Source organism: Flavobacterium sp. ov086, assembly GCF_900187965.1.
GTDB lineage: Bacteria > Bacteroidota > Bacteroidia > Flavobacteriales > Flavobacteriaceae > Flavobacterium.
On record NZ_FZNL01000022.1, the window covers coordinates 106,844 to 118,673 of the forward strand.

At 36.2% G+C, this 11,830-nt stretch carries 7 protein-coding genes; 1 reads left to right on the forward strand and 6 read right to left on the reverse strand.

Annotated features, from left to right (window positions below; translation table 11 throughout):
- Nucleotides 1-8: 8 nt before the first annotated feature.
- From CHB81_RS20940 to CHB81_RS20965, 6 genes are all read right to left on the reverse strand, one after another.
- Nucleotides 9-665, reverse strand: a complete 657-nt coding sequence (locus CHB81_RS20940; RefSeq protein WP_089353784.1) for a 3-oxoacid CoA-transferase subunit B — start codon at nucleotides 663-665, stop codon at nucleotides 9-11.
- A gap of 115 nt (nucleotides 666-780) precedes the next feature.
- Nucleotides 781-1,665, reverse strand: coding sequence for a class A beta-lactamase, subclass A2 (gene bla / locus CHB81_RS20945; RefSeq protein ID WP_089353785.1), 885 nt, complete (start codon nucleotides 1,663-1,665; stop codon nucleotides 781-783).
- Nucleotides 1,666-2,069: 404 nt separating this feature from the next.
- The gene (locus CHB81_RS20950; RefSeq protein WP_089353786.1) at nucleotides 2,070-2,771 is read right to left on the reverse strand and encodes a CoA transferase subunit A; all 702 of its coding nucleotides are present in this window, start codon (nucleotides 2,769-2,771) and stop codon (nucleotides 2,070-2,072) included.
- Nucleotides 2,772-3,052: 281 nt separating this feature from the next.
- Nucleotides 3,053-5,359, reverse strand: coding sequence for a penicillin-binding protein 1A (locus CHB81_RS20955; RefSeq protein WP_089353787.1), 2,307 nt, complete (start codon nucleotides 5,357-5,359; stop codon nucleotides 3,053-3,055).
- A 9-nt stretch (nucleotides 5,360-5,368) separates the two neighbouring features.
- The gene (locus CHB81_RS20960) at nucleotides 5,369-5,848 is read right to left on the reverse strand and encodes a gliding motility lipoprotein GldH (protein WP_089353788.1); all 480 of its coding nucleotides are present in this window, start codon (nucleotides 5,846-5,848) and stop codon (nucleotides 5,369-5,371) included.
- Nucleotides 5,832-7,172, reverse strand: a complete 1,341-nt coding sequence (locus CHB81_RS20965) for a regulatory iron-sulfur-containing complex subunit RicT (protein WP_089353789.1) — start codon at nucleotides 7,170-7,172, stop codon at nucleotides 5,832-5,834. Before CHB81_RS20965 ends, CHB81_RS20960 begins: the two co-directional genes overlap by 17 nt.
- Before the next feature lie 510 nt (nucleotides 7,173-7,682).
- On the opposite strand from CHB81_RS20965, the gene CHB81_RS20970 reads away from it, so the two are divergent.
- On the forward strand, nucleotides 7,683-11,830 hold a 4,148-nt coding region (locus CHB81_RS20970), incomplete at its 3' end, for a SprB repeat-containing protein (RefSeq protein WP_217899736.1).

Sequence of the window (11,830 nt, forward strand, 5' to 3'; positions counted from 1 at the left end):
GTAAGAATTTATTTTATATCCATTTCCGGAATATCTCCTTCAATTATTAATTCAGCTTCTGTAGAAGCAATGATATGTTCAACAGAAATACCTGGCGCGCGTTCTAAGAGTTTAAAACCCTTTTTAGTCACTTCGAGAACTGCAAGCTCCGTTACAACCTTTTTTACGCACCCTACGCCCGTTAATGGCAAAGTACATTTTTTTAGTATTTTTGATTCTCCTGCTTTATTCACATGCATCATGGCAACGATGATATTTTCGGCGGAAGCCACTAAATCCATTGCGCCTCCCATTCCTTTTACCATTTTACCCGGAATCTTCCAATTGGCAATATCACCGTTTTCTGAAACTTCCATCGCACCTAAAATCGTTAAATCAACTTTTTGACTGCGGATCATTCCGAAACTAAAAGCCGAATCAAAGAAACTCGCTCCCGGTAATGTCGTAATGGTTTGTTTTCCTGCGTTGATAATATCAGCGTCTTCTTCTCCTGCAAAAGGAAATGGTCCCATACCAAGAACGCCATTTTCGCTTTGAAATTCCACTGCAATATCTTCTCTGACATAATTTGCCACTAGAGTCGGAATCCCGATTCCAAGATTCACAAAATATCGATCTTTTACTTCTTTTGCAATTCGTTTTGCAATATCTTCTTTTGTTAACATATTTCTAATGTGTCAATTTATTAATGTGCAAATTAGTCAATTTGATAATTAGATAATGAATCACTTTACGCAATCTATATCAATTATCTAATTATCAAATTGACTAATTATCTAATTATTTTTTCGTGAAATAATTCCACGTTGTTCTTGTTATATCGGCAATTATTTTCTCTGTGTCTTCTTGAGTTTCTGTTATATTTTTTAAAAATACGGATATAATAAAATGCTTTCCGTTTGGGAGTTTTACAATTCCAATATCGTTCATTGCAACTCTCAAATTAGCATCATTTGTTCCCGAAATCCCGGTTCTGTGTGCCAATTCAGTATTTTCAGGAAGTCCGGCTTTCATCCAGGTCAGTCCTCTTGAAGTTTCAACCATTATTTGATACAAATACTTTGTTGTCGATTCTTTTAGAATTTCTCCTTTATAGAACTTTTCAAGTAACGCTGTTGCTGCCAATGGTGTTGTTGTATTGACATATAGATTTTTCCAGTTTTTCATTTGTTCTTCGTTTACTTTAATAACGAAGTCTTTAATCCCTTGTTTATTGATAAATTTCTGAACTTCTTTTGTGCCTCCAACTAAATCAATCAAAATATCACATCCGTTATTATCACTATGTGAAACGGTGTATCGCAACAATTTATCTAATGTCAAATTCATATTTCCCTCTGGATAATCTTTTTCCATTGGACTCCAGGTATCTTCATGTAAATCTTTCTTTTTAATGAAAATTTCCTGTGTCAATGAAAGCTTCCCCTCATCGACTTTATTTAAAACCGTCAAAGCAATATGAAATTTAAAAACACTCATCAACGGAGCTTTCAGATTTCCATTTATGCTTAAGGTGTCTTTATCTTCGATACCTTTTATAGAAACTCCAACTGTTGCATTCTTACTTGAAATGATCTGATTTAATTGTTGCCGAAGTTCATTTGTGGTTTGTGCGAAAGCCTGAAAAGACAAAAACGAAAACAGGATTAAAGTGTATCTATTCATTTTATTTACGGTTCTTTTTTAATTAGAAAATGTGTCAATTAGAAAATTTGATAATGTTTTACTTTATGTAATATATTGTAATTACTTAATTATCAAATTATACCTAAATAAATTATTCTTAAAAAAGTATCTCTTAATCACATTGACACCTACCTAATAACTTACTTTACATAAAGAAACTTAATATATTAAATTTAACCACTTTAGCCTTATGAATAAATTGTTAACGCATCATTGTTGCGTTTTTAATTTAATCAGCGAATTCATCAAAAACACCAACTAATAAGATAATATTATGCGGCGTACAATATAAACAATTGTCTAATTATCAAATTGCCACATTATCTAATTATTATCACAATCCAAAAGAATTATCTAATTAACAAATTAGCTCAATTATCTAATTAAGCTCTCTGTCTCACTGTTCGTTGTTCGATTCTCTTTTCAAATTTTTCTCCCTGAAAGATACGCTGCACCATAATTCCCGGAATATGAATTTGATTTGGATCTAATGTTCCAACCGGAACGAGTTCTTCAACTTCGGCAATGGTGATTTTTGCTGCACCAGCCATACAGGCATTAAAATTCCTTGCTGTGCCCTTAAAAATCAAATTTCCTGCCTCATCACCTTTCCATGCTTTTACAATCGCAAATTCGGCTTTAAAAGCCTCTTCCATGATGTGCATCTTTCCATTGAATTTGCGAACTTCTTTTCCTTCTGCAACTTCAGTTCCGTAACCTGCCGGAGTGAAGAAAGCTGGAATTCCAGCTTGTGCTGCGCGACAACGTTCTGCTAAAGTTCCTTGTGGCGTTAATTCAACTTCCAATTCTCCTGAAAGCATCTGACGCTCGAATTCGGCATTTTCACCCACATAAGAAGAAATCATTTTTTTGACTTGCTTCTTTTGCAATAGCAATCCTAAACCAAAATCATCAACTCCTGCATTATTCGAAATACAAGTTAAATCTGAAATTGAAGTATTTACTAATGCTGCAATAGTATTCTCCGGAATTCCGCATAAACCGAAACCTCCAAACATGATGGTCATTCCGCTTTTGATTCCTTCAATTGCGTCCTGAACGTTGTTTACTTTTTTTGTAATCATAACAAACTGTCTTTATTACTGTATATTTTTGATAAAAATAAGATTTTTAGATTGAATTATAACGATTTCGTAAAAATAAATCTCCCAATAGGAACTAACATTAACCGCAGAGCTCGCAAGGGCAGAACCGCAAAGTTCGCAAAGCTTTATAAATATGCTTGGCGAAACTTTGCGCTCTTCGCGGTAAAATCTTCCTATGCTTATTCCAAAAAAAATCCTTTTGCTTCAACTGATTTCAGAAGATTACAAAAGGATAATTTTATATATGGATGAACTTTGAACTATAATTCGAATTCGTCAGTATTTTGTTCTGTTTGAGTTGTATCTTTCACAACTGCGGGTCTGCTGTAACAATCTACTTTTATAGAAAGGTTTGCAGGTCTTTCAAATTCTGCTTTAGAAACCTGAAGTCCTGGATCTGCATAACAAAGTTTCATGAAAAAACCCCAGATTGGTAATGCTGCCGTAGCTCCTTGTCCGTAAGTCAAACTTTTGAAACGTGCTGAACGGTCTTCACAACCAACCCAAACACCTGTTACTAAATTCGGAACCATTCCCATAAACCAACCGTCAGACTGGTTTTGTGTTGTTCCTGTTTTTCCTGCAATTGGATTTCTAAATACATATGGATATCCTGTCCATCGGTTATCGCCACTTCCTCCTCCTTCTGTACGTAAACGTGCACCAGAACCGGTTTCAGTAACTCCTTCTAATAATTTGATTACTGCAAAAGCAATGTCTTTATTTAAAACATCATGAGATTCCGGGATTGGCTCGTAAATAACCTCTCCGCTTTTGTTTTCTATTCGGCTTAAAAATTGTGGTTTTACATACACTCCCTGATTAGCAAATGTGCTATATGCTGCGACCATATCTTCAACCGTAATATCAACAGCTCCTAAAGCGATAGATGGCTGCGCAGGAATTTCGGTTTTAACCCCTAATTTATGCGTTAACTCTACAACGGCTTCCGGACCAACACGGTCAATTAATTTTGCCGAAACTGTATTGATCGAATTCGCCAGACCTTGTTTCAAAGTCACCATTCCACGGTATCTGTTGTCAGAGTTTCTTGGTTCCCAATCTGCAGTAACATTATGACGCCCTTTGTGAATCATAAATGGTCCATCAAGAATAGAATCACAAGGAGACATATTCAATTGTTCTATTGCAGTTGCATAAACGAATGGTTTAAATGTAGATCCTACTTGTCTTGCTCCTTGTCCAACGTGATCGTATTGAAAATATTTGTAATTAATTCCTCCAACCCACGCTTTGATGTTTCCGGTTTGAGGCTCCATTGCCATTAAACCTGATTGTAAGAAGTGTTTGAAATAACGGATAGAATCCATTGGAGTCATTGTTGTATCACGTTCGCCTTTCCAAGTAAATATGCGCATTTTCGTTTTTACTTTGAATGAAGCAATGATATCATCTTCGCTTTTATCCAGATCTTTCATGATTGCCCAACGTGTTGAGTTTTTCATGGCTTGCATCATAAGCTTATCTGTTTCTGCCTGCGTGATATTTACGAATGGTGCGTTTTTATTGTTTTTTTGTTCAATGAAAAATTGTTGTTGTAGATTTTTCATGTGTTCAGAAACCGCTTCTTCAGCATGCAATTGCATTCTTGAATCGATTGTGGTGTAAATCTTCAATCCATCTTTGTAGATATCATAATCTGAACCGTCTGGTTTTTTGTTTTCAGAAACCCATTTCTTCATGTAATCACGAAGATATTCTCTGAAATAAGTAGCTGTTCCTTCGCGGTGACTTTCTAATTTGAATTTTAAAGCAACTGGCATTGCTTTGTACTTCTCTCTTTGAGACTCAGTAATCATCTTAGCTTTTACCATTTGACCCAGTACCACATCACGACGGTTTTTAACACCTTCAGGGTTGCGTAACGGATTATAAAGAGAGGAGTTATTAAACATTCCAACCAATATTGCCGATTCGTCTATAGTTAAATCTTTAGGTTCTTTGGAAAAATAAGTTTGAGCTGCAGAACTTACTCCAACAGCGTAATTTCCGAAATCATAAACGTTGCAGTACATTGCTAAAATCTCATTTTTTGTATATTGTCTTTCCAGACGAATGGCAATAATCCATTCTTTTATCTTTTGAACTATTCTAAAAGGTAAAAAGCTAGATCCTCCACGATGAAACAATTGTTTTGCCAACTGCTGTGTTAAAGTACTGGCTCCTCCATTGGTTCCCAAAGAAAAAGCAGCACGTAAAGTCCCACGTCCGTCGATTCCTGAATGTTCGTAAAAACGAGCATCTTCGGTGGCAACCAAAGCATCTACCAGATTTTTTGGTAAATCCGAATACTTTAATTGAGATCTGTTTGTTTTGAAATACTTACCAATAACTACTCCATCTGACGAAATAATTTCGGTAGCCAAATTGGAATCCGGATTTTCTAAATCTTCAAAAGAAGGCATTGAACCGAATAATCCCCAAGAGGCAAATAAAAAGAAAGCCAGTATGCCTAATAAAGTATAGGCAAAAACTCTCCAGAACTTCTTTTTATAGTAATTAATATCTTTAACGCTATTTGATTGATTGTTTTTTTTAGCAGCCATAACTATTTTCTAATCTTTTTGTTCTATTCTAAAACCAACGTCTGTAATACCCTCTAAAGCCTGAACTCCAGGGATTTTTCCTGACTCTCTAACGGCTTGTTTGATGTGTACTTTGTATTTCCCTCTAAACTTTACATCTTCTTTATAAAACAGTTTACTCTCTTTGATATCTGTAAAACCGTTTCCTAACAAAGTTCCGTCCGGATTTGCCATTTGGTATTCTAAAGTATCCACTTTTGTGAAACCACTTGGCGTTTCTATAGCAACAATTAAAAACAAATTATTGAACGGATAATTGTTATTGTCTCTCAAATTTACAAATAAATTGTACCTTTTTGTAGAATCCAAAACTGGTAGATCGAAGCTTACAACACTGTCTTTGTGCCATGCACTTCCAACAGATTTGTACTGATCGAAGACTCTTTTTTTGTCGCAAGAAAAAAGAAGAATCGCTACCAAAAGAAGAATTCCGCTATTTTTTATTCTCATTTTTAGTAATAATTATAGGTTTTCTAGGTTCAGCCGGTTTATCGTCGTTCGAATTTTTGGGTTTATTCGCTTGATTTTGCTTATTATTGTTAGGTTTGTTTCCTTTATTAGGATTTCCTCCCGCAGGTTTATTTTGATTTTGATTCGGATTTGCCTGAGGTTTTGTTGGAGTTGCCACCACCGCTGCTTCTGCATTTGGTTTGCGTTTGCGACTTGGCTTTTTCTTTCTTTTAGGCTGATCAAAACGAGTTAAGCTCTCCTGACCCATTGCATTATTGAAGTCTTTTTCAGGCTCTGAAGTGATTTCAATTGCAAAATCTTCTAATGAAGAAACTTTGTTTTTCAACTTATTTTCGGCAATAATTTCTTTTACCTGATCTATTTTCAAAACATGCCAGTTTGCGAAATTATTCGTGTAAGCAAACCACATTAATCCTTTAAAAATATCTTGTTTTTGACAAACTGCATCTCCTTTTTCGGTCACTAATTTAGTATCGTAATCCGGAAAATCTTTTAGTGCATCCATATAAGTGTCTAGCTCATAATTCAAGCAACACTTTAATTTACCACATTGTCCGGCAAGTTTCTGAGGATTTAGCGATAATTGCTGATAACGCGCTGCCGATGTATTGACACTTCTAAAATCTGTCAACCAGGTCGAACAGCAAAGTTCACGTCCGCAAGAACCAATTCCACCCAAACGAGCTGCTTCCTGACGGAAACCAACTTGTTTCATCTCTACTCTTGTGCTAAATTCTTTAGCAAAGTCTTTAATTAAAAGTCTAAAATCGACTCTGTCATTTGCGGTGTAGTAAAAAGTCGCTTTTGACCCGTCGCCCTGAAATTCAATATCAGAAATTTTCATTTCCAATTTATGCTGAATCGCTAATTCACGCGCACGAACTTTCATTGGTTCTTCACGATCACGTGCTACAGACCAGATATCGATGTCTTTTTGAGAAGCTTTTCTGTAAATTTTAGGCACTTCATTACTTTCGTGATTGACACCTTTTTTCTTCATTTGAATTTTTACCAATTCGCCTGTCAAAGTAACAATCCCAATATCATGTCCCGGTGATGCAACAGTTGCTACAATATCACCAATACTTAAAGTTAATTTCTCTGAATTTCTAAAAAACTCTTTACGGCCGTTTTTAAAACGGACCTCCACACAATCAAAAATTGCTTCTCCATTAGACGGACTCATGTTCGCGAGCCAGTCAAAAACCGTCAATTTATTGCAGCTATCGGTGCCGCAAGTCCCATTATTTTTACAACCTTTTGGTGCGCCACCATCTGAGGTTGAACAACTTGTACATGCCATAATTATATATGTAGTGTTGCAAAAAAAGCAACTTAAGTTCATAAACGTTTGATCGGTAAAGATAGTATTTTTTTTAGTTTGCTTTTTAACGATTATCTCTAAGGTTTGTTAAATAGGTAAACTGCTCATTTTTAAAGAATAAGCTTGTAAAAATAATTAGCAATTTGGCTTATTCTAATACTATTTTACCTGATACCATCAAGACTATTTGATTAAACGGAGGAATTTTGCACCCTTAAAAAACTTTAATCTGTCAAATCTTTTTTTGACAGGAACTCAAGACTTGTAAAAGTCATAAAAAAGATACACGGTTTTGCGAAAGCAGAACTTTTTTAATATCAATCCTATAATATTAATTCGTCTATGCAAAAAAATACTACTCAAAAAACTGGATTTATTAAGTTGTTTTTCTTTCAATTTTATTTGATTGATTTATTTATATCTATCTTTTTATCGTCTAAATCTAATTTAAATACCAATTTAAAATTAGCTAAAATACTTGTATTTTTATTGTTTTCTTCCGCTATACATAGTCAATGCATTGTTAATACAATAAATGCTGATTTCGAATATCCGGTTGTATCAAGATCCGGAGAAAACATTAATCAAAATAGCAATCCTTCCGTACTAGGCTGGAAAACCACAGCCCCAGATGGCATGATAGAATTTTGGAAATACGAAGGAGGAACTTCACGTAAAGCTTATTCTGGAAACCAGTTTGTAGAACTTAATGCTAATTACGCATCAGGATTATTTCAAGATTATGACACGTCTATAGCTACTTACTTTATTTATTCATTTGCCCATATGGGTAGGGATGGTATTGACTCAATGGTGTTAAAAGCTGGTCCTCCTGACGGCATTCAAACTGTCATAGCAACTGCCACTACAGACAAAACCGGCTGGAAACTCTATACCGGAATTTACAAAGTACCTGCTGGTCAGAATAAAACTCGATTTGTTTTTGAAGCTCTTTCAAGTTCTTCCGGAAATGCAACCGTAGGAAATTTTTTAGATGCCATAAACTTTACTGCAACCATAGATCCTCCTACATTAATTGGAGGCATTTTGAATACCACTACTGGCTCTATCGAAAAAACAGCTTGTTCCGGTAGTTCTACTAATCTCACAGTTTCCGGAATGCCTGGTGCTGTTTTTTCATGGTATGATTCAACCGGAAAAACCTTACTTGGTACAGGTTTAACATATACAACTCCTTTCTTAACAAATAATACAAAGTATAAGATTAAACAAACGAATCCGTCTGGTTGCGAAAGCAGCCTACTGGATATTGAAGTTAAGGTAGAGAAACCGGTTAATATTGTTACCACTGGAGTGAGTATTTGTAAAGGTGGTAGTGGTTCGCTAACGGCATCAGAAAGTGTTCCGGTTCCAACAACAACATTCTCAGGTCATTGGAACTCTGCTACAGACCCAAAAGCGAAGACTATTTATACAGAATTAAATAACTCTACTTCTTGTAAATTTAGTGCTAGTATAACAAATTATACAGCAACTAAATTTACTGTAACTCTCTCTGGCACTTATGTACTTAAAATGACAGACACAGATGCTTATGATGGAGCTGCTTATATTTATAGCGGAGATTTTACACCTGGTAATTGTTTGGGAGGAGGAACATGGATTATTGGAGATGATGATATGGATGGTCTCGAAAAAGAGCCAAGACTAATAGCGAATCTGGAAGCTGGGGTTGAATACACATTAATATCAACTTTTTGGGCATTTAGGTCGGGATCATTTGTAGGAGATTACACCTGGACAATTACTCCGCCATCAGGTGGACAGTTTTTGTTAAATACTTTAAATTACTGGTATACTTCTCTTACTGGAGGAGATCCAATTGGCTGGGGAAATACTTTTGATCCAGTTGGGGTAGCGGGTTCTGGCTTACCAGATACAAATACATCCAGCGAAACCACTTATTATGTAGATAATGGCATACTGTGTTCTACCAGAACTCCGGCAACTTTTACAATAAAAGCTTTACCTACATTAACAATACATCAACCAGCTGCAGTATGTTCATCTGCCACAGTTGATTTAACTGCATCAGCCATTACAACCAAAGGAAACTCAACTGATGAACTTAGTTATTATAGCGATGCTGACACCAATATTCCTTTATCAAACCCAACAACGGCAAGCGCAGGAACCTATTACATTAAAAGCACAACGACAGAAGGCTGCTCCATAACTCAACCTGTAACTGTTACCGGAACACCTTGTTTACCTGTTTTAAATGTTGATGTTAAATCGTTAACTAAATCAGTTTGTAATAAACTGAATGAAATTGTTACATACGAAATCACCATAACAAATACAGGCACTGCTAAAATTGATGGCGTCAGTTTATTAATCGAGTTCCCTTATGGAATCAATTCTTATTTTTCTACGATGTCCTATACCGGAAACGCTTCCGGTTCTGAGGGAGGTCCGATTGAGACTCCTTTTCAAAATCAATCAGTATTTAATACGTTTAATATTCCCGTTAATGGAACCGTAACCATTTTACTGAAAGGAAAAATATACTCACCAACAAGTGTTGTATACGGTATTAATGATTTCTATGCTCAAGCATCCTATCCTGATCCCTTAGAACCTTATACAATAGTTACTCCTTCTCTTAATATTATTAGTAATAATCCTATTTCAGGTTCTGGAAGTATAAGCTTTTCAACAGGAGAAAGAGTTCCCGGAACTAATTTTAATGGAAATCGTAGTACAGCAGATGATGTCGAGATAAACCGTTTACCTACCCTAACAATTAATCAACCAGCCGCGATATGTTCTACGGCTACTATAGATTTAACGGCTGCCGCAATTGCAAACAAAGGCACTACTACAGATGTATTGACTTATTGGACAGATGAGGCTGCAACGCTGCCTTTTGTAACTCCAACAGCTGCAAGTGCAGGTAAATATTATATTAAAAGCACAACGGCAGCAGGTTGTTCTATTGTGCAGCCTGTAACTGTTGAAACTAGTCCGAACAATACCGTTAGCAGTGCATCATCGATATCAGAAGTATGCGTTAATACTGCATTAACAAATATTACCCATACAACCACTGGGGCAACCGGTATTGGAGCACCAATAGGATTACCATCAGGAGTTACGGCTTCCTTGAATGCAAACACCCTTACCATTAGCGGTACACCAACAGAATCTGGAAAATTTGATTATAGTATCCCTTTAACCGGAGGATGCGGAAATGTTATTGCAACAGCTACCATTAAGATAATAGCAAAACCATCAGTAGATATCATTACAACTCCTGCTGCATTGTGTATAGGAGATGCATTAACTGTAACAGCTCCTACAGTAAACGATAATGGTTCAATTATAACAAATCAAGGCTGGTATTTAGATGGTACAGCATTTACTTCAGGAACAGCAGTAACATATGCTGACAACAATAAAAAATTAACTTATAAAGTTACTAATAGTTGTGGAACAACCATTAGCAATGAAGTCATTATTACTGTAAACGACAAACCGGTAATTGCAGCTACTGTAAATAATATTTTGTGCAAAACTAAGGCAGAAGGCAGTATAAATCTTACTGTTACCGGCGGAATTGCTCCTTATACTTATTTATGGTCAGGTACTGGTGTAGCTTCTAACGAAAAAAATCAGATAAATTTAGTCGCAGGCACCTATAAAGTAACCGTTACAGATTCAAAAGGGTGTAATTCTTCAGAACTATCAATAACATTAACAGAACCAGCAACAGTACTAAGTGCTGCTTCTAGCAATAAAATAGATGTAAAATGTAAAGATGATGCTACCGGTTCGGTTCTAATTACTCCAAACGGAGGAACTGCACCTTATAACATTACTCCTGCTCAAACAGCTTTACCGGCAGGCTCGTATACTTTTACAGTAACTGATGCCAATAATTGTGAAACAACGGTTCCGGTTACAATCAGTGAACCAACTAAATTGGCTGCCTCTATTAGTGGTCAAATAAATGTATTACGTAAAGGAGAGGCCACGGGTTCCGTTGTAATTACTCCAAACGGAGGAACTGCGCCTTATAACATTACTCCTGTTCAAACAGGTTTACCGGCAGGACTGCATACTTTTACCGTAACAGATGCCAATAATTGTGAAACAACGGTTCCCGTTACTATTACTGAGCCAGAAATGGCATTGATTGCTATAGCAAGTAATAAAGTAGACATAAAATGTAAAGGAGATGCCACAGGATCAGTTTTAATAACAGGATCTGGCGGATCTGGCGGATCTGGCGGGTATACGGTTACACCGGAACAAACAGGTTTAGCGGCAGGATTGCATACTTTTACAGTAACTGATAGTAATAATATTTCTATAACTATAGACGTAACAATCAGTGAACCTACCGCATTAAACGCAGCTGCTTCAAATCTGGTTGATGCAAAATGTAAAGGAGACGATAACGGATCGGTTACCATCACGCCAAGTGGAGGAACCGCGCCTTATGACATAACTCCTGCTCAATCTGGGCTTACAGCAGGAGTACATACTTTTACTGTAACCGATAGTAATGCTTGTACAACAACAGTTGAGGTAACGATCAATGAACCGGATGCATTAAACGCAGCTGCTTCAAATCAGGTTGATGCAAAATGTAAAGGAGACGATAACGGATC